This is a genomic window from Acidihalobacter yilgarnensis (genome assembly GCF_001753245.1).
GTDB classification, from domain to species: Bacteria; Pseudomonadota; Gammaproteobacteria; order DSM-5130; family Acidihalobacteraceae; genus Acidihalobacter; species Acidihalobacter yilgarnensis.
This window is the reverse complement of record NZ_CP017415.1, coordinates 2613537-2631352: the sequence shown is the minus strand read 5'-3', so window position 1 is coordinate 2631352 and position 17816 is coordinate 2613537. Positions and strand designations below refer to the sequence as shown.

Annotated in this window: 32 protein-coding genes; 31 read left to right on the top strand and 1 reads right to left on the bottom strand. The window is 56.0% G+C overall.

Annotated features, from left to right (window positions below; translation table 11 throughout):
• Nucleotides 1–67: 67 nt before the first annotated feature.
• The 30 genes from rpsJ (at nucleotide 68) to BI364_RS17540 (ending at nucleotide 15096) form a co-directional block, all read left to right on the top strand.
• Nucleotides 68–382, top strand: coding sequence for a 30S ribosomal protein S10 (rpsJ, locus tag BI364_RS12675; RefSeq protein ID WP_038089292.1), 315 nt, complete (start codon nucleotides 68–70; stop codon nucleotides 380–382).
• 126 nt (nucleotides 383–508) lie between these two features.
• Nucleotides 509–1153: a 50S ribosomal protein L3 gene (rplC, locus tag BI364_RS12670; protein ID WP_070079063.1), complete on the top strand. Its 645-nt coding sequence runs from the start codon at nucleotides 509–511 to the stop codon at nucleotides 1151–1153.
• Between the two features lie 4 nt (nucleotides 1154–1157).
• A complete protein-coding gene (gene rplD, locus BI364_RS12665) occupies nucleotides 1158–1763 on the top strand; it encodes a 50S ribosomal protein L4 (RefSeq protein WP_070079062.1) in 606 nt (201 codons plus the stop codon).
• Nucleotides 1760–2056 carry a 50S ribosomal protein L23 gene (gene rplW, locus BI364_RS12660; RefSeq protein ID WP_070080062.1) on the top strand — a complete coding sequence of 99 codons (297 nt, stop codon included), beginning with the start codon at nucleotides 1760–1762 and terminating at the stop codon, nucleotides 2054–2056. Before rplD ends, rplW begins: the two co-directional genes overlap by 4 nt.
• An 11-nt stretch (nucleotides 2057–2067) precedes the next feature.
• Nucleotides 2068–2892: a 50S ribosomal protein L2 gene (gene rplB, locus BI364_RS12655; protein WP_070079061.1), complete on the top strand. Its 825-nt coding sequence runs from the start codon at nucleotides 2068–2070 to the stop codon at nucleotides 2890–2892.
• Nucleotides 2893–2902: 10 nt separating this feature from the next.
• Nucleotides 2903–3175 (top strand): 30S ribosomal protein S19, encoded by a 273-nt coding sequence (rpsS, locus tag BI364_RS12650; protein ID WP_070079060.1) that lies wholly within the window; start codon nucleotides 2903–2905, stop codon nucleotides 3173–3175.
• 11 nt (nucleotides 3176–3186) lie between these two features.
• Entirely contained in the window at nucleotides 3187–3531 is a 345-nt protein-coding gene (gene rplV, locus BI364_RS12645) for a 50S ribosomal protein L22 (RefSeq protein ID WP_070079059.1), read from the top strand.
• Nucleotides 3531–4208, top strand: coding sequence for a 30S ribosomal protein S3 (gene rpsC, locus BI364_RS12640; protein WP_070079058.1), 678 nt, complete (start codon nucleotides 3531–3533; stop codon nucleotides 4206–4208). The genes rplV and rpsC overlap by 1 nt, the downstream gene beginning before the upstream one ends.
• 10 nt (nucleotides 4209–4218) lie before the next feature.
• Nucleotides 4219–4632, top strand: a complete 414-nt coding sequence (gene rplP / locus BI364_RS12635; RefSeq protein WP_070079057.1) for a 50S ribosomal protein L16 — start codon at nucleotides 4219–4221, stop codon at nucleotides 4630–4632.
• Entirely contained in the window at nucleotides 4632–4835 is a 204-nt protein-coding gene (gene rpmC / locus BI364_RS12630) for a 50S ribosomal protein L29 (protein ID WP_070079056.1), read from the top strand. Before rplP ends, rpmC begins: the two co-directional genes overlap by 1 nt.
• Nucleotides 4832–5095 carry a 30S ribosomal protein S17 gene (gene rpsQ, locus BI364_RS12625; RefSeq protein WP_070079055.1) on the top strand — a complete coding sequence of 88 codons (264 nt, stop codon included), beginning with the start codon at nucleotides 4832–4834 and terminating at the stop codon, nucleotides 5093–5095. The genes rpmC and rpsQ overlap by 4 nt, the downstream gene beginning before the upstream one ends.
• Before the next feature lie 24 nt (nucleotides 5096–5119).
• Nucleotides 5120–5488, top strand: a complete 369-nt coding sequence (gene rplN, locus BI364_RS12620; protein WP_070079054.1) for a 50S ribosomal protein L14 — start codon at nucleotides 5120–5122, stop codon at nucleotides 5486–5488.
• Between the two features lie 15 nt (nucleotides 5489–5503).
• Nucleotides 5504–5821 carry a 50S ribosomal protein L24 gene (gene rplX / locus BI364_RS12615; RefSeq protein ID WP_070079053.1) on the top strand — a complete coding sequence of 106 codons (318 nt, stop codon included), beginning with the start codon at nucleotides 5504–5506 and terminating at the stop codon, nucleotides 5819–5821.
• A 10-nt stretch (nucleotides 5822–5831) separates the two neighbouring features.
• Entirely contained in the window at nucleotides 5832–6371 is a 540-nt protein-coding gene (gene rplE, locus BI364_RS12610) for a 50S ribosomal protein L5 (RefSeq protein WP_070080061.1), read from the top strand.
• A gap of 13 nt (nucleotides 6372–6384) precedes the next feature.
• Nucleotides 6385–6690 carry a 30S ribosomal protein S14 gene (rpsN, locus tag BI364_RS12605; protein WP_070079052.1) on the top strand — a complete coding sequence of 102 codons (306 nt, stop codon included), beginning with the start codon at nucleotides 6385–6387 and terminating at the stop codon, nucleotides 6688–6690.
• A gap of 15 nt (nucleotides 6691–6705) precedes the next feature.
• Nucleotides 6706–7104: a 30S ribosomal protein S8 gene (gene rpsH, locus BI364_RS12600; protein ID WP_070079051.1), complete on the top strand. Its 399-nt coding sequence runs from the start codon at nucleotides 6706–6708 to the stop codon at nucleotides 7102–7104.
• Nucleotides 7105–7116: 12 nt separating this feature from the next.
• A complete protein-coding gene (rplF, locus tag BI364_RS12595) occupies nucleotides 7117–7650 on the top strand; it encodes a 50S ribosomal protein L6 (RefSeq protein ID WP_070079050.1) in 534 nt (177 codons plus the stop codon).
• Nucleotides 7651–7660: 10 nt separating this feature from the next.
• A complete protein-coding gene (gene rplR, locus BI364_RS12590; RefSeq protein ID WP_070079049.1) occupies nucleotides 7661–8014 on the top strand; it encodes a 50S ribosomal protein L18 in 354 nt (117 codons plus the stop codon).
• A gap of 11 nt (nucleotides 8015–8025) precedes the next feature.
• Nucleotides 8026–8535: a 30S ribosomal protein S5 gene (rpsE, locus tag BI364_RS12585; RefSeq protein ID WP_070079048.1), complete on the top strand. Its 510-nt coding sequence runs from the start codon at nucleotides 8026–8028 to the stop codon at nucleotides 8533–8535.
• 4 nt (nucleotides 8536–8539) lie between these two features.
• On the top strand, nucleotides 8540–8731 hold the full coding sequence (rpmD, locus tag BI364_RS12580; protein WP_070079047.1) for a 50S ribosomal protein L30: 192 nt from the start codon (nucleotides 8540–8542) through the stop codon (nucleotides 8729–8731).
• A 1-nt stretch (nucleotide 8732) separates the two neighbouring features.
• A complete protein-coding gene (rplO, locus tag BI364_RS12575) occupies nucleotides 8733–9167 on the top strand; it encodes a 50S ribosomal protein L15 (RefSeq protein ID WP_070079046.1) in 435 nt (144 codons plus the stop codon).
• Nucleotides 9167–10522 (top strand): preprotein translocase subunit SecY, encoded by a 1356-nt coding sequence (gene secY, locus BI364_RS12570; protein ID WP_070079045.1) that lies wholly within the window; start codon nucleotides 9167–9169, stop codon nucleotides 10520–10522. Before rplO ends, secY begins: the two co-directional genes overlap by 1 nt.
• A 22-nt stretch (nucleotides 10523–10544) precedes the next feature.
• On the top strand, nucleotides 10545–10658 hold the full coding sequence (gene rpmJ, locus BI364_RS17545; protein WP_083251379.1) for a 50S ribosomal protein L36: 114 nt from the start codon (nucleotides 10545–10547) through the stop codon (nucleotides 10656–10658).
• A 72-nt stretch (nucleotides 10659–10730) separates the two neighbouring features.
• On the top strand, nucleotides 10731–11087 hold the full coding sequence (gene rpsM / locus BI364_RS12565; RefSeq protein ID WP_070079044.1) for a 30S ribosomal protein S13: 357 nt from the start codon (nucleotides 10731–10733) through the stop codon (nucleotides 11085–11087).
• Between the two features lie 27 nt (nucleotides 11088–11114).
• A complete protein-coding gene (gene rpsK, locus BI364_RS12560; protein WP_070079043.1) occupies nucleotides 11115–11507 on the top strand; it encodes a 30S ribosomal protein S11 in 393 nt (130 codons plus the stop codon).
• A 17-nt stretch (nucleotides 11508–11524) separates the two neighbouring features.
• Nucleotides 11525–12145 carry a 30S ribosomal protein S4 gene (rpsD, locus tag BI364_RS12555; protein ID WP_070079042.1) on the top strand — a complete coding sequence of 207 codons (621 nt, stop codon included), beginning with the start codon at nucleotides 11525–11527 and terminating at the stop codon, nucleotides 12143–12145.
• A gap of 40 nt (nucleotides 12146–12185) precedes the next feature.
• Entirely contained in the window at nucleotides 12186–13178 is a 993-nt protein-coding gene (locus tag BI364_RS12550; RefSeq protein ID WP_070079041.1) for a DNA-directed RNA polymerase subunit alpha, read from the top strand.
• A gap of 16 nt (nucleotides 13179–13194) precedes the next feature.
• Nucleotides 13195–13560, top strand: a complete 366-nt coding sequence (gene rplQ / locus BI364_RS12545) for a 50S ribosomal protein L17 (protein WP_070079040.1) — start codon at nucleotides 13195–13197, stop codon at nucleotides 13558–13560.
• Nucleotides 13561–13751: 191 nt separating this feature from the next.
• Nucleotides 13752–14891 (top strand): RNA-guided endonuclease TnpB family protein, encoded by a 1140-nt coding sequence (locus BI364_RS12540; protein WP_070079039.1) that lies wholly within the window; start codon nucleotides 13752–13754, stop codon nucleotides 14889–14891.
• A gap of 61 nt (nucleotides 14892–14952) precedes the next feature.
• Entirely contained in the window at nucleotides 14953–15096 is a 144-nt protein-coding gene (locus tag BI364_RS17540; RefSeq protein ID WP_083251378.1) for an SAM-dependent chlorinase/fluorinase, read from the top strand.
• A 750-nt stretch (nucleotides 15097–15846) separates the two neighbouring features.
• Here the strand turns inward: BI364_RS17540 and tnpA are convergent.
• Nucleotides 15847–16302 carry an IS200/IS605 family transposase gene (tnpA, locus tag BI364_RS12535; protein WP_070079038.1) on the bottom strand — a complete coding sequence of 152 codons (456 nt, stop codon included), beginning with the start codon at nucleotides 16300–16302 and terminating at the stop codon, nucleotides 15847–15849.
• A gap of 36 nt (nucleotides 16303–16338) precedes the next feature.
• Here tnpA and BI364_RS12530 point away from each other — a divergent pair, with 36 nt between their 5' ends.
• Entirely contained in the window at nucleotides 16339–17790 is a 1452-nt protein-coding gene (locus BI364_RS12530; protein WP_070079037.1) for an RNA-guided endonuclease InsQ/TnpB family protein, read from the top strand.
• Nucleotides 17791–17816: the final 26 nt, after the last annotated feature.

Genomic DNA, 17816 nt, shown 5'->3' with positions numbered 1-17816 from the left:
ACTGTCGCGCGCGTATTGAAACTGGCATGAGTGACGTTCACTCATGCCGCCATGGAGTAAGTAGAAAATGGCTACCAGTCAGAGAATCCGGATCCGCCTAAAGGCATTCGATCATCGTCTGATCGATCGTTCTGCCAGCGAGATCGTCGAAACCGCTAAGCGGACCGGTGCGCGGGTCAAGGGTCCGATCCCGCTGCCTACGCGTAAGGAAAGTTTTACGATCCTGGTGTCACCGCATGTCAATAAAGACGCTCGCGACCAGTATGAAATCCGGACGCATAAGCGATTGATGGATATTTTGGACCCGACCGACAAAACGGTAGACGCGCTAATGAAGCTCGATCTGGCCGCAGGTGTCGACGTACAAATCAGGCTTAACTAAAAAACATTTTTCTGTCATAATGCACGGCTTTCCGCGGCCTGACATTTATTGAGTGTCGGGCCGCGTTGTCAGGCGGATGCGCCGTGAGCCGTAACGCGGTGGGCAGTTAGGTACAGAGGTGTAGTGATGTCTATCGGATTGGTTGGGCGCAAATTGGGCATGACCCGCGTTTTTACCGAGGCTGGCGTATCCGTGCCGGTGACGGTGATCGAGGCGGAGCCGAACCGGGTCACGCAGATCAGGTCGGTCGAGGTTGACGGCTATGAGGCGGTCCAGGTGACGGCTGGTGTGCGCAAGGCGTCGCGTGTAAGCAAGCCTATGGTGGGGCATTTCGCCAAGGCTAATGTTACAGCGGGTCGCGGTCTCTGGGAGTCGCGTGCAACTGCAGCCGAGCTCGAAGGGCTTGAGCCGGGCGCAGAGATCAATGTCGAGCGATTTGCCGAAGGGCAGATTGTCGATGTGACTGCGGTCAGCAAGGGTAAGGGCTTTGCTGGCGTCATCAAACGGCACCATTTCGCCGGCCAGGATCGCACGCATGGCAATTCGCTTTCCCATCGCGCACCTGGTTCGATCGGTCAAAATCAGACACCTGGGCGTGTGTTTAAGGGCAAGAAAATGTCTGGGCATCTGGGTAACGTCCGGGTGACCACGCAGAATCTCCAGGTTGTGCGTGTCGATGCGGCGCGAAACCTGATCCTGGTCAAGGGCGCTGTCCCGGGCGCGGTCGGCGGCGATGTCATCGTCAAGCCGGCGGTCAAGCAGAAGGGTTAAGGACATGGAGTTGCAGATACACGGAAACGGATCAAGCGTCGCGGTTTCGGAAGCGTTGTTTGGTCGTGATTTTAATGAACCATTGGTCCATCAGGCCGTTGTTGCCTATATGGCTGGCGGGCGTTCTGGCACTAAGGCTCAGAAGTCACGTTCCGAAGTGCGGGGCGGTGGTATCAAGCCATGGCGTCAGAAAGGCAGTGGCCGCGCTCGCGCAGGTAGTATCCGCAGCCCATTGTGGCGTGGTGGTGCGCGCGCATTTGCCGCGAAGCCGCGTAATTACACTCAGAAGCTCAACAAGAAAATGTACCGCGCCGCAATGCGCTCCATTTTCTCCGAGTTACTGCGGCAAGGGCGTCTGGTGCTTGTCGAGCAATTTGCCGTGACCGAGCCCAAGACCAAAGCGTTTTTGACATCGCTGGATGGCGTGGCCACACGCAACGCATTGATCGTGACCGCAGAGCCAAGCAATGCGCTCTGGTTATCAGCGCGGAACGTGCCGCATGTGGATGTGACCGACGTGTCTGGGCTAGACCCCGTGCGTTTGGTGGGACATGAGCAGGTTGTGATGGATGTGGCCGCGCTCAAACAGATTGAGGAATGGCTGGCATGAATCAGGATCGTATGCTCCAAGTGCTTGTGGCTCCCCACGTTTCCGAAAAGGCGACGCTCTTGGCTGAGAGCGCACATCAGCACGTGTTTAAAGTTCTGCCGGATGCTACCAAGCTGGAAATTCGTAAAGCGGTTGAGGCCTTGTTCAGCGTGCAGGTGAAAGAGGTGCGCGTTGTGAACATCAAAGGCAAAAGCAAAATGTTCGGGCGGCGTCCGGGCAAGCGCAACGGTTTGCGTAAGGCATATGTGACGCTGCGTGAAGGTAGCGACATCGAATTCAACGGCGCCGAGTAAGAGGAATCTACATGGCTATCGTCAAGTCCAAACCGACCTCTCCTGGCCGTCGTTTCCAAGTCCGGGTAACGCGTGAGACCCTGCACAAGGGCGCACCGTATGCGGGCCTGGTTGAAAGCAAATCGAAGAGTGGTGGTCGTAATAACCAGGGGCGCATCACCCAGCGTCATATTGGTGGCGGTCACAAACAGCACTACCGTTTAGTGGATTTTCGTCGTCAGAAAGACGGAATACCAGCGCGCGTTGAGCGTTTGGAGTATGACCCTAACCGCAGCGCGAATATTGCATTGGTGCTTTACCGTGACGGCGAGCGTCGTTACATTATTGCGCCCAAGGGGCTCAATGTCGGCGACGATATCGTGTCGGGCGCAGGCGCCCCGATCAAGCCCGGTAATACACTCGAATTGCGTTCGATCCCGGTGGGCACCACCGTGCATTGCATCGAAATGCGCCCAGGTAAAGGTGCGCAAATTGCACGTTCAGCCGGTGCCGGTGCACAGATAGTTGCCCGCGAAGGTGCCTATGCTTCGCTGCGTCTTCGCTCAGGCGAAATGCGTAAGATACAGATTGAATGCCGCGCGACTGTTGGTGAGGTGGGTAATTCCGAGCATAACCTCCGCAAATTCGGCAAGGCCGGTGCGAAACGATGGATGGGTGTCCGCCCAACCGTACGCGGCACTGCCATGAATCCGGTCGACCATCCGCACGGTGGTGGTGAAGGCCGTAATTTCGGTAAGCATCCGGTTACCCCATGGGGTGTTCCTACCAAGGGGTACAAGACGCGTAGCAACAAGCGTACGGATAAACACATCGTTCGTCGTCGGAATCGGAAGTAAGGGGTAGCCAGTGCCACGTTCAATCAAAAAAGGTCCCTTTGTGGATCACCACCTGGTGAAGAAGGTGGATGAGGCGGTTGCGGCCAATTCGCGCCGGCCGATCAAGACATGGTCGCGTCGCTCAATGATTCTGCCTCAGATGGTCGGTTTGACGGTCGCCGTACATAATGGCCGTCAGCATGTGCCGGTGCTTGTCAGCGAAAACATGGTGGGTCATAAGCTTGGCGAGTTTTCCGCTACGCGCACCTTCAAGGGACACGTGGCCAATAAAAGGGCCAAGTAAAGAGGTTTCAGATGGAAGTCGCAGCTAAATTGAAGTTTGCACGGATCTCGCCCCAGAAGGCTCGCTTGGTTGCTGACCAAGTGCGTGGCATGCCGGTCGAGAAGGCCCTGCAGCTCCTGACCTTTAGTCAGAAAAAGGCCTCCGATATGATTCGCAAGGTGCTTGAGTCCGCAGTTGCGAACGCTGAGCACAACGAAGGCGCGGACGTTGACGAACTCAAGGTCAGCCGAGTTTTCATTGATGAGGGTCCGACGCTCAAACGCATGCATGCGCGTGCAAAAGGTCGCGGCAACCGCATTCTCAAGCGCACCAGTCACATTACAGTGACGGTCGGCGACCGAGCGAGGAATAAGTAATGGGTCAGAAAGTACATCCGGTAGGCTTCCGTCTGGGTATTTCGAGTGACTGGACCTCCAAGTGGTACGCGCAAGGCCGCAACTATGCCGATCTGTTGAATAACGATCTTGCAGTGCGCGCTTTCATCAAGAAAAAACTTGCACACGCATCGGTTAGCCGCATTCAGATCGAACGGCCAGCTCGCGCCGCTGTGGTAACGATACACACGGCACGCCCTGGCATCGTGATAGGCAAGAAGGGCGAGGATATCGAAAGTCTTCGTCGCGAAGTCGCCGGAAAGATGGGGCTTGAGATCAATAGCGTCAAAGTGAATATCGAAGAGGTGCGTAAGCCCGAAATCGATTCTCAACTTGTCGCCGAGGGTATCGCTCAACAGCTGGAACGCCGTATCATGTTCCGCCGCGCGATGCGCCGTGCGGTCAGCAATGCGATGAGGCTCGGTGCGCTTGGAGTGAAAGTGAACGTTGCTGGTCGCCTTAATGGTGCTGAAATTGCGCGCTCCGAATGGTACCGAGAAGGGCGAGTCCCATTACATACCTTGCGTGCCGATGTTGATTATGGTTTCGCCGAAGCGCATACCACCTATGGTGTCATTGGCATCAAGGTGTGGATTTACAAGGGTGACGTTTTCGGTCCAAGCGTCGAACGTGCCGAATCGCGTCAGGCGGCGAGTTGAGGAGTAGGGCATGCTGCAGCCTAAGAGAACTAAATTTCGTAAGCAATTCAAAGGTCGCAATAGTGGGCTGGCTACAGTTGGCGATAAGGTCAGCTTTGGTGAATATGGCCTGAAGGCTTTGGATCGTGGACGGATTACCGCGCGTCAGATTGAGGCGGCACGTCGCGCCATGACACGCCATATTAAGCGTGGTGGAAAGATCTGGATTCGTGTTTTCCCGGATGTGCCGGTGACCAAGAAACCGCTCGAAGTCCGTATGGGTAGTGGTAAGGGTAATGTCGAGTACTGGGTGGCCAAAATTTTGCCTGGCCGCGTGCTGTATGAGATGGAAGGGGTCACGGAAGAAGTGGCACGCGAGGCCTTCAAGCTCGCTGCGGCCAAACTTCCCATCAAGACCACAGTCGTGATCAGGACGGTGATGTGATGAATGCTAGCGAATTACGTGGTAAGAGCGTTGCAGAACTAAATGCCGAACTGATCGAGCTGCGCCGTGCACAGTTTAATCTGCGCATGCAGCGCGGTACCGGCCAGTTGGCCAAACCACATCAGTTTGATGTGGTGCGCAAAGACATTGCGCGGGTCAAGACGGTGCTGAATGAAATGGACAAAGCGGGTAAGACGGCATGAGCGAAGCAGCGAAGGTAAAGCGTGCGGTGGTCGGGCGTGTGCTCAGTAACAAAATGGATAAGACCTTGACCGTTCAGATCGAGCGCATGGTCAAGCATCCGGTATATGGCAAGTACATTCGTCGCTCAACCAAGATGCACGTACATGACGAGCAGAACAGCGGCCGCGCCGGTGATACGGTTCGGATTCAGGAATGCCGTCCGATCTCGCGGACCAAGAGCTGGACGCTGGTCGAGATCGTTGAGCGTTCGCCCGAGTAAGGCTACGGACTGGGAATTTAGCTCATGATTCAGATGCAAACAGTTTTGGAAGTCGCAGACAACAGCGGCGCACGCAAGGTGCAGTGCATCAAGGTGCTCGGCGGTTCCCATCGACGTTACGCGGCAATTGGCGACGTGATCAAGGTCAGCGTCAAGGATGCGATCCCGCGTGGCAAGGTAAAAAAGGGCGACGTGTACAATGCGGTCGTCGTCCGCACCGCTCATGGTGTTCGACGTCCTGATGGGTCGAAAATACGCTTCGACAAAAATGCGGCGGTATTGCTCAACAATCAGCTTCAGCCAATCGGCACACGTATATTCGGGCCGGTTACGCGCGAGCTCCGTTCGGAGCGTTTTATGAAGATCATTTCACTCGCACCCGAAGTGCTCTGATCCGAGGTCGGTGTCATGCAAAGAATTCGAAAAGGTGACGACGTAATGGTCGTCACAGGTAAGGACAAGGGTCGACGTGGTACGGTCATCCGCGTTATGCCGAATGGGAAACTGTTCGTGCAAAACGTGAACATGATCAAAAAGCACCAGCGTGGAAACCCGCAAACCGGTTCTCAGGGCGGGATCATTGAGCGCGAAGCCGCGATCGATGCCTCGAACGTGATGCTCTACAACCCGGCAGCGGGTAAGGGCGACCGGATCGGTTACAGGACGCTTGATGACGGCCGAAAGGTCCGTTTCTTCAAGTCGAACAATGAAGTTGTCGACGCGTAGGTATATGGCAATGCCCAGGTTGAAAGATCATTATCAGGAAAAGGTCATCCCGGCCTTGATGGAACGCCTCGCATATAAAAGTGTGATGCAGGTGCCGAGGATCGAAAAAATCACCCTGAACATGGGTCTGGGTGAGGCTGTGTCCGACAAGAAAATCGTCGATCACGCCTTGGGCGATCTGGCCCTGATCGCAGGACAGAAGGGTGTGCAAACGTTGGCGCGTAAATCTGTCGCTGGATTCAAGATCCGTGATGGCTGGCCGGTCGGCGCCAAATTGACGCTGCGCCGTGAGCGGATGTACGAATTTCTCGACCGACTGATCACCATCGCGCTCCCGCGTGTTCGTGACTTTCGCGGGATCAATCCGCGCTCGTTTGATGGCCGTGGCAATTACAGCATGGGCATCAAGGAACAGATTATTTTCCCGGAAATTGATTACGACAAAATTGATGCTCTGCGTGGCATGGATATCGTAATCACCACCAGCGCGAAGACGGATGATGAGGCTCGTGCATTGCTCGAAGCCTTCAACTTTCCGTTCAGGACCTGAGGCAGATACCGTTATGGCAAAGACATCGATGATTGAGCGCGAACGCAAACGCGAGGCACTTGCCAAGCGCTATGCGAAAAAGCGTGAAGCCCTGCGGGCGCTGATTCTCAGCCCAGAGGCGAGTCACGAAGAAAAGCGCGCCGCAGTAACCGCATTACAGAAGCTGCCGCGCGATTCAAGCCCGGTGCGCCAACAGAGCCGCTGCCGCCTGACCGGGCGTCCGCATGGTGTGTACCGAAAATTCGGTCTGGGTCGCAATAAGCTGCGTGAAGCAGCCATGCGTGGTGATGTGCCCGGTCTCCGGATGGCTAGCTGGTAATCGAGGATCTAAAGAATGAGTATGACCGATCCACTCGCGGACATGTTTACGCGCATCCGCAATGGCCAGCAGGCACGTAAGAAGCAAGTTGCGATGCCTTCCTCCAAGCGCAAGCTGGCGATTGCTCAGGTGCTCAAGGACGAAGGTTATATCGACAGTTTTGAAGTCGTTGCCGACAATGCGGCGAAGCCTCAACTGGTCGTGACCTTGCGCTATTACGAAGGCAAAGGCGTGATCGAGCGTATTGATCGCGTAAGCCGTCCCGGTCTTCGTATTTACCGGGAAAAAGACGAACTTCCCCGTGTGCTTAACGGCCTGGGTGTCGCGATTGTCTCCACCTCCAAGGGTGTGATGAGTGATCGTGCTGCACGACAGGCGGGTTGCGGCGGCGAAGTGATTTGTGTAGTGGCATAACGGGACCGAATCATGTCGAGAGTTGCGAATAAGCCGGTCGAGATCCCTGGCGGTGTCCAGGTGAGTATCGATGGGCAAACGATCAAGGCCAAGGGTCCGAAGGGTGAGGGCGTCCAGGACTTGCACGTGGATGTTGTCGTGCGCGAAGAAAGTGGGGTTTTACACTTGGCACGGGCAGATGGCACCACGCAAGAGCTCGCCATGGTAGGGACCATGCGCGCGCTCACGCAAAATCTGGTCACCGGAGTCAGCCAGGGTTACGAGAAGAAACTCGAACTCGTAGGCGTCGGCTATCGTGCGCAGGCCCAAGGTAAGGCGTTGAATTTAACGCTGGGCTTCTCACACCCGGTTGAATATCCGATTCCAGAAGGAATAACGATCGAAACACCGAGTCAGACCGAGATCGTGGTCAAGGGTGCCGACCGTCAAAAGGTCGGTCAAGTGGCTGCGGAGATACGCGCGTACCGTCCGCCTGAGCCCTACAAGGGCAAGGGTGTGAAATACTCGGGCGAGCATATTATCCGCAAGGAAGCCAAGAAGAAGTAGGTCCGAAACTATGGAAAAGAAACAGTCTCGTCTGCGCCGCGCAAAGCGCGCCCGCTCGAAAATCAAGGAACTCGGTGTCACTCGGCTGTGCATCCATCGCACACCTCGTCACATCTACGCCCAAATCATCGCCCCGAACGGCTCGGAGGTCATTGCGACCGCCTCGACGGTCGAGACGACAGTTCGTGGCAACGAGAAATACACTGGCAACATAGAGGCCGCCAAAACAGTTGGCCGACTTGTCGCCGAGCGCGCGGCCGAAAAAGGCATCAAGACGGTAGCCTTCGACCGGTCAGGATTCCGTTATCACGGGCGTGTCAAAGCGCTCGCGGATGCGGCCCGCGAGAATGGACTTGACTTCTAGGAAGGCGGCTAATGGCAACGAATATTGAAAGCTCGACGAGTAGCGACGGCTTGCAGGAAAAGCTGGTTACGGTGAACCGTGTCGCCAAGGTGGTGAAGGGTGGTCGCCAGTTCGGTTTCACGGCCTTAACGGTCGTGGGTGACGGGAATGGTCGTGTCGGCATGGGTTACGGTAAGGCGAGAGAAGTGCCGGCCGCGATCCAAAAGTCACTTGAAAAGGCGCGTAAAAATATGGTGAGAGTGCCCCTGAGTGAGGGAACACTTCACTATGCCTCGACGGGGCGTCATGGTGCCGCACAGGTATTTATGAAGCCCGCTTCCGAAGGTACCGGGGTGATTGCTGGTGGTGCCATGCGCGCAGTTTTTGAGGTTGCCGGCGTGCGCAACATTCTGGCCAAGTGCATCGGTACGCGTAACCCTGTCAACGTTGTTCGTGCGACCCTAAACGGTCTGTTAGGAATGACGTCGCCGGAACAGATCGCGGCCAAGCGTGGCAAAAGCATCGAAGAGATTAAGGGTTAAACACATGACTGCCGACACCAAACGCATCAAGGTAACGCTGGTTCGTAGCCTCAGCGGGCGCATCAAGGCTCACCAGGCCTGTGCACGCGGTCTCGGCTTGCGTCGTATACGCCATTCGGTGGAAGTCATCGATACACCTGAGAACCGCGGGATGGTCAACAAGATTCACTACCTGCTTCAGGTAGAGGAGGCCTGACATGAAGCTTAATACGTTAAAGCCCGCACCAGGCAGCCGCCCGTCAAATGTTCGCGTTGGACGCGGTATCGGTTCCGGCCTTGGCAAAACTGCTGGTCGTGGTCATAAGGGCCAGCATGCGCGTTCAGGTGGTTATCACAAGGTCGGTTTCGAAGGTGGTCAGATGCCTTTGCAACGCCGCTTGCCAAAGATCGGCTTCAATTCGCGCAAGTCGAGCCGTGTTGACGAGATCCGTCTGCACGAACTCGCCAAGGTAAACGCGGACGTGATCGATATGGCTGCCCTGATAGCCGCTGATCTGATTTCACCGCGGACGCTTAAGGTCAAGGTCATCGCTTCAGGTAAGATCGAAAAGCCTGTTACCGTGCGTGGCTTGGCCGTGACGGCTGGTGCACGGATCGCAATCGAACAAGCAGGCGGAAAGGTCGAAGACTGATGGCACTCCCGGGCGCTGGCACTGCAGGCGGATTAGCAGGGCTCGGGCGTTTCGCCGAGTTACGCAAGCGCCTGATATTTTTGGTATTGGCGTTGATCGTTTATCGAATCGGCACCTTTATACCCGTGCCCGGTATTAACCCAGTTGCCATGTCGCGGTTTTTTACGGAACACAGCGGCTCGATTCTCGGAATGTTCAACATGTTTTCGGGTGGGGCACTCCAGAGACTGAGTGTTTTGGCGCTGGGTGTGATGCCGTATATATCGGCATCAATTATCATTCAGCTTCTGACATCGGTCGTTCCCAGTTTGGAGCAGTTGAAAAAAGAGGGTCAGGCAGGTCAGCGCAAAATTACCCAATATACGCGTTATGCCACTGTGGCACTCGCGACCTTCCAGGCCATCGGTGTATCCGTGGCGTTGGAGGGTCAGCAAGTCAACGGTATGTCCGTTGCCATTCATCCCGGCATAGGATTCATCCTGACTGCCACGGTGACCTTGGTGACGGGTACCATGTTCCTGATGTGGCTGGGTGAGCAGATTACCGAGCGTGGTCTTGGTAACGGTATTTCCATGATTATTTTCGCCGGCATTGTCGCAGGCCTTCCACAAGCGGTGGGTGGAACACTTGAGTTGGCAAGCACGGGCGAGTTATCGTCAGGTACGATTATCATGCTGGGCGCGCTTGCGGTTGCAGTGACTGCTTTCGTGGTTTTCGTTGAACGCGGGCAGCGTCGCATCACAGTCAATTATGCCAAACGCCAAGTTGGGCGGAAGATATACGCGGCACAATCTAGTCACTTGCCGCTGAAATTGAATATGGCAGGCGTGATACCGCCGATATTCGCTTCGAGCATCATCCTGTTCCCTGCGACATTGGGGCAATGGTTCGGGCGCACGGATGGCATGCAGTGGTTACAGAACCTTTCCACGGCATTGGCGCCTGGACAGCCACTTTATGTTTTGCTGTATGCCACGGCGATCATATTTTTCGCCTTCTTTTACACGGCGTTGGTGTTCAACTCCCGTGAGACGGCAGATAATTTGAAAAAAGCAGGCGCTTTGGTGCCTGGGATTAGACCGGGCGATCAGACGGCGCGATACATAGATGGTGTTATGACACGGTTAACCGGTGTCGGCGCCATCTACATTACGCTGGTGTGTCTGTTGCCAGAATTTTTGATTCTGTACTGGAACGTACCGTTTTATTTCGGTGGCACGTCCCTGTTGATCATCGTTGTGGTACTCATGGACTTCATGGCGCAGGTCCAGGCGCACATGATGTCGCATCAGTACGATGGACTGATGAAAAAGGCGAATATGAAGGCTTACGGACGAGGCGGAAGTAGTCGCTGAGCCCATTGGTGAGGAAAGAAAGATGAAAGTTCGAGCATCGATTAAGAAGATTTGCCGTCATTGCAAGATTATTCGCCGTAATGGCGTAGTCCGCGTGATCTGCACGGAACCCCGGCATAAGCAGCGCCAGGGCTGACAAACATTGTATCTGGAATGGATAGCGGGTATGATGCTCGGCTTTTCCGCCAGGGTTATGGAGAGTTTCTGAATGGCACGTGTAGCAGGTGTCAACATACCTGATCAGAAGCACGCAGTGATCGCCTTGACGGCAATCTACGGCGTCGGACGTCATCGCGCCCAGGCGATTTGTGAGACGACTGGCATTCGCCCGGAGACGAAGATCAAGGATCTGACCGAGGCTGAGCTGGAGTCAATTCGTCAGACGGTTGGTCAGTACGTCGTCGAAGGTGATCTCCGTCGTGAAGTCAGCATGCAGATCAAGCGCCTGATGGATATGGGTTCTTACCGTGGCCTGCGCCACCGCCGCGGTCTGCCCGTGCGTGGTCAGCGTACGCGCACGAATGCGCGGACGCGCAAGGGCCCCCGCAAGGCAATTCGCAAGTAAACGACAGAACGGACGTTAGTAAGTCATATGGCTAAGCCTACGGTCGCGCGTACGCGCAAAAAGACGAAGCGGGTTGTCACAGATGGTGTGGCGCATATCAACGCTTCCTTCAACAATACCATCGTGACCATCACGGATCGCCAGGGAAATGCCCTGTGTTGGGCAACTTCGGGCGGTTCCGGTTTTCGTGGTTCACGTAAGAGCACGCCATTCGCTGCCCAGGTGGCTGCGGAGCGTGCAGGGACCGTGGCACTCGAGTACGGAATGAAGAATCTCGAAGTGCGCGTGAAGGGGCCTGGGCCTGGTCGTGAATCAGCGGTTCGCGCGCTCAATAATGCCGGCTTCAAAATCACCAGCATCAGTGATGTGACGCCGATTCCGCATAATGGTTGCCGGCCGCCGAAGCGCCGTCGCGTATAAGTTTGGGGTAGTCATCGATGGCACGTTATATAGGTCCGAAGTGCAAACTGAGTCGCCGCGAAGGCACCGATCTCTTCCTGAAGAGTCGGGCGCGCGGTCTCGAGTCCAAGTGTAAGCTGGAAAAAGTGCCCGGCCAGCACGGCGATCGGCGCACGCGAGTGTCCGATTACGGCACGCAGCTGCGCGAGAAGCAGAAGCTGCGCCGTATCTACGGTGTGCTCGAGCGCCAGTTCCGCAATTACTTCAAAAAAGCGGCGCATCAGAAGGGTTCGACGGGTGAGAACCTGCTGAAAATGCTTGAGTCACGTCTGGATAATGTTGTCTACCGCATGGGTTTTGCGGTAACACGGGCAGAGGCGCGCCAACTGGTCAGTCATCGTGCCATTACGGTCAACGGTGAAGTGGTCAACATCGCGTCTTTTCAAGTATCGAGCAATGATGTTGTAGCGATTCGTGAACGTGCCCGGAAGCAGTCGCGTATTCAAGACGCGCTGACGATTGCTGAGCAGTTCGGTATTCCAGGGTGGATCGAAATTGACGCGAAAAAAATGGAAGGTGTGTTCAAGAGTGCACCTGAGCGTAGCGACCTGCCCGCGGATATCAACGAGTCGCTCGTGGTCGAGCTCTACTCCAAGTAATTAGCCGCGTTTCAGCCCGTCGATCGAAAGAGGTTTACAGATGCAGGCATCCGAATTGCTTAAGCCGCGTCATATCGACGTACAGGCATTCACACCGAATCATGCAAAAGTGGCGCTTGAGCCACTGGAGCGTGGATTTGGTCACACGCTCGGGAATGCGCTCCGCCGTATCCTGTTGTCCTCGATTCCGGGTTGTGCAGTTATCGAGGCCGAAATCGACGGCGTGTTGCATGAGTACACAGCGCTTGAGGGCGTACAGGAAGACGTCGTCGAAATCCTCCTTAACCTGAAGGGTTTGGCCGTCCGTATGCATGGACAGGACGAAGCCGTTCTAACCTTGCGTAAGAAGGGGCCGGGCGTCATTACTGCCGCGGACATCACGTTGGGTCACGACGTCGAGATTCTGAATCCTGAGCATGTCATCGCGCACCTGACGAAGGAAGGCGAAGTCAACATGACGCTTAAGGTTGCGCGTGGACGGGGTTATCAGCCCGCCGCGGCACGTCGCAATAGCGACGCGGACGATCACACCATCGGCCGATTGTTGCTGGATGCAAGCTTTAGCCCGATCATTCGCGTGGCCTATTCCGTTGAGCGTGCCCGCGTTGAGCAACGTACCGACCTTGATCGTTTGGTGATTGAGCTTGAAACCAATGGCACAGTCGATGCCGAGGAAGTTATTCGTCTCGCCGCCGGAATCCTGCGTAGTCAACTGGAGGTTTTTGTCGACCTCAAGGGTGAGGAGCATAGCGAATTGCCCACGGCCAAGGCTGAAATCGACCCGATTCTGCGGCGTTCGGTTGATGAACTTGAGCTGACCGTGCGTTCGGCGAATTGCCTCAAGGCAGAAAATATCTTTTTCATCGGTGACCTGATCCAGAAAACCGAGGTCGAATTGCTTAAGACCCCAAATCTCGGCAAGAAGTCCCTGACCGAAATCAAGGACGTTCTGGCCCAGCACGGGCTCTCGCTCGGGATGAAACTGGACAACTGGCCGCCGGCCGGTCTCAAAGATCAGAAGGCCTCGGCCTAAGCTTAGGAATTGAGTCATGCGTCATCGCAATATAGGCAGACAACTGAGTCGCAACTCGGCCCACCGTAAGGCTACACTGCAAAGCCTCGCGGTATCCCTGATGCGCCATGAAGTGATCAAGACCACGCTGCCCAAGGCCAAGGAATTGCGCCGGACCGCAGAGCCCCTGATCACGCTGGCAAAGGAAGACAGCGTCCATCATCGCCGTATGGCCTTTGACCGCCTGCGCGACAAGGAAATCGTCGGCAAGCTGTTTTCGGAGCTGGGTCCGCGTTACAAGACACGCCCTGGTGGTTATCTGCGGATTCTCAAGTGTGGTTTCCGCGCAGGCGATAATGCACCGATGGCGCTGGTTGAGCTGGTTGATCGCCCCGACGAATAACGTGGGCGTACTCAGCTGTGATAAGTCAGACACGCGAAGGCCGGGCTCAGTCCCGGCCTTCGCGTGTCTGACGCCTTCTCATCCGTTGCTCCGAGAAACCCCGCCGTTCAGGGCGGGGAGGACAGGTGCCGCTTGGCTCTTGATTGAGGCGCCGCATTTACATTTACACAAAAAATGTTATGGTGTAAGCCATGAATGTGAAGCGCGCCTACCGGTTCCGGTTTTATCCAACGCCTGCGCAGGCGCAAGTCCTGGCGCAGACGTTTGGGTGCACGCGCTTTGCCTATAACCACATGCTGCGGTTGCGCAGCGACGCCTGGTTGCAGCGACAAGAGCGGGTCGGTTACCACGAGACGTCCGCCGCGCTCACGGCGCTGAAGAAGACGCCTGAACATGCGTGGCTCAACGACGTGAGCAGCGTGCCGGTGCAGCAGGCACTGCGCCATCTCAACACCGCGTTCACCCACTTTTTTGCCAAGCGCGCACGGTACCCAGCCTTCAAGCGTAAACACGGACCGCAGAGCGCCGAATATACCACCAGCGCATTTCGCTGGACGCCGGCGCTGCGCGAGCTGCGGTTGGCGAAAATGAGCGAACCGCTCAATATCCGCTGGTCGCGCACAATCCCCAAGGCCGCCAAACTCACGACGGTCACGGTCTCCCTGGATGCGGCAGGGCGGTATTTCGCGTCTTTGCTCTGTGATGATGCTGTGGCGTCAAATCCTGTTGTCTCGGGGCAGATCGGCATCGACCTTGGCCTGACCCATTTCGCCGTGCTCTCCACGGGAGAGAAAGTCACCTCGCCCAAGGCGTTCAGGCAGAACGAAAGCCGCCTGGGCAGGCTCCAGCGCCGATTGGCGAAGAAAAAGCTCGGTTCCAAGAACCGGGCGAAAGCGAAAAGCAAAGTCGCGCGCGTGCATGCGCACATCACGGATTCGCGCAGGGACTTCCTGCACAAGCTCTCGACCCGGTTGGTCAGCGAGAACCAAGTGATCGCCATCGAGACGCTTTCCGTGAACGACCTGCAACGTAACCACCCTCTGGCAAAGTCGATCAGCGATGCGGGCTGGTCTGAATTCGTCAGGCAACTTGAGTACAAGGCGCAGTGGTATGGCCGCACCCTGATCGGCATCGATCGCTGGTATCCGTCCAGCAAGCGTTGCTCGGTCTGCGGCCATACCCAAGGTTCAATGCCGTTGTCCGTGCGCACCTGGACCTGTCCGGAATGCGACACGCAGCACGACCGTGACATTAACGCTGCGCGTAATGTGTTGGCCGCAGGACTTGCGGCATCAGCCCATGGAGAGGCTGTAAGCCCCGTGTTGCAGTGATGCAGCATGGGCTGGCTTCCGTGAAGTGGGAATCTCCGTCCTTTAGGGCGAGGAGCAGTCAATGATTCACCTGATCACTGACTTTGACATCGAAGGGCCTTATCTCGGGCAGATGCAAGCGGTGCTGCTGCGCATAGCGCAGGGAGTGGCGGTGATCAACCTGTTGTCCGATGCACCGCTTTGCAATCCGATTTGTAGCGCATAGGTGAGGTGTCACCCTGGTGAAATGGGCTGCATGGACCCCGATCATAATCAGCCTTCGGCATCTGAACCCCACTCGGAATCATACGCCGGAATCGGCTTACGGAATCATCTTGGCGGAATCAGCGCTATCGCTTCACGCGGAATCAGGACCACCGGCCGGCACAACCGTCCGTCGGTCGGGCACACGCTCCGCCTACGGCTGCGCTCGGAATCAGGCATCGCCTGCCGGCTCACCTCTGGACGCATGCCCGGCATTGCCGTGCCCGCTCGGGAAGGGCCACATCGCAAAGACCACCCGCAAAAAACCACCCGCAAAAAGCACCCCCAGTGACCCCGCGCCTTCAATCCGACCCTCCGGGAGGCTGCGCCCTGGTACCAGCATACCAGCAACGGGTGAGTTAACTTCGCATCGGCTTGACGATGGCTTTCTAACGTATACAAATCTAAAAAGTCACGTTGACTAACTGGTAGGGAGCTACCAGACGGGGACTGTATATTACAATGGGAATACGTTGACCGGCCGCGCGGGGGCCAACCTGTCCCGAGACAGTGTGCTGGCGGTGGGTGAGTGCGTATCGTCTGGCGTGGGCGTCGACGTTTTCCGCAGCGCTCGCGGGTACCACCTTCTGGTATACCAATGCGAATGGCTTGGTCGAATTTGCGACCAATTGCGTGAGCGCCTGTGATGAACACTTGTCCGCGCATTCCCCTTCTTAGGCGAGTTCCACACCAGCCTTGCGCCAAGCGGGGGTCAAGCGGACGACTTGGTTTTTGACTTGGCTTTGGCCTTGTGTACGTGTTCTTCCGTTCCCTGGGCCTCCACGTAGGCCCGAATCGTTTCAAGCGTCACGCCGCCCACCGAGCCTACGAAGTAAGCCCGGTGCCAGAACAGCGGTTTGTGGTAGAACGGTGCAAGATGTTCGGCAAATCGGTTCCGGGTTCGACGCGCGCTTGCGGTCTTGAGGTTGTTGATCAGTACCGATATATCCAGTGCCGGATGGATATCAACCAGGAGATATATATGGTCGAGTTCGCCGCCGAATTCAATTAACTTGCAACGCCATCCTTCAAGTATTTCGCCAAAAGCGGTTTCGAGGTATTCCAATAGTTCTGGCGCGAGTGTTTTGCGGCGATACTTCGTGACAAAGACGATATGTAGCTTAATGTTAAATACTGCGTGAGAACTCGATTTATTATTGCTTTCCATGCTTGCGCCCTAAGTAATTGTGGTAGCATATCACCGATGCAAATCGGCAATCGCTTTCGTTGCTATCCCACCCCTGTGCAGAAACGCACGCTGCTGCGGTGGATCGGTTGCCAGCGGCATATTTACAATTCAAAAGTACGCGAAGACCAGTATTTCCGCTGTTTTGCGCGGAAGTCTTTGCAGCACACCGGACAACCCATCCCGATAGATCAGCGCTACAGCCAGTTCAAAACCGAACTCACGCCCTACCTGTCCGAAGTGCCCAGCGTGTTGTTGCGCAATGGCGCGGTGTTATGTAAGCAAGCCTATGGGCGGTATTTTTCCAAATTAGGCGGTCGCCCGACCCTTCACAAGAAGCATGGCAAGCAGGCTGCTTGGCTCACGTCTGAAGTTTTCAAGTTCATCCCGGTAATGGATGCCGACACGGGTGAAGTCACCGGGCATCAACTGCACATGGGCACCCAGAAATTCCCAGTCGGGATTTTGGCTTTCAAGGCGCACAAGGAATTCAAACTGCCGGCCTCGTTGCATATCAGTATCCACGCCGGACGCTGGCACGTTTCATTCAACTATGACGATGGACTACCCGAACCGACCGACAAAGACACCACCGACTGGCTGATTCGATTCGATGAACCGGAATTGCGCAAGATGACTGTTGGCTTGGACCGAGGCGTTAAATTGCCTCTGGCCGGGAGCGACTCGCAGGAATTTGATTTCTCGAAAGTACAGAAGAAACGCCTGCTGGCCCAGGAACGTCACAAAAAACGCTGGCAACGCCGTCAGGCACGGCGCGTCAAGGGTTCGGCGGGCTGGGTTAAAGCGAAGCGCAAGGTCGCGCGTTACCAGCGGTATGGCGCCGACGTGCGCCGGGATGTGGCCCATAAGACCAGCCACACGCTTGCGACTGATCCGCGCTACAAGCTGTTCGTGTTCGAGGCGCTCAAGGTCAAAAACATGACCGCAAAGGCCAAACCTAAACAGGACGCGCAAGGTCGTTGGATCAAGAACGGCGCTGCCGCCAAGTCCGGCCTCAACAAGTCCATTCTGGCCTCCACTTGGGGGCAGACAAAAACCTATTTGCAGTACAAGGCTCGCCGACAAGGCAAGTTGGTTATCGAAGTGCCACCGTTCTACTCTTCGCAGGAATGTGCCGCGTGCGGCCACATTCACCAGGACAATCGGGTATCACAATCCGAATTTGTCTGCCTAAGCTGCGGAAATACTGACCATGCTGACCACAATGCGGCCAAAGTCATCGCCCTGCGCGGTGTCCGGCAATTGCTGTCAGGAAAGTGTGTTCGGAAAGACAAGAAACGGTGCAGGATCACAAGGAACAAGGTAGGGGCGGAAGGCTCTCGAACCGATTGCGAGGAATCGCAATCTACGCTTGGTGAGACCGTGGTCAGTTGTGGGGGTGGTAACACGCCTGCGCTCTGGTCGTTGACCCAAGAAGAAACCCCCACTACAACGCGTTTACGCGCTTAGTGGCGGGAGACTTCATCTCTGCGCGG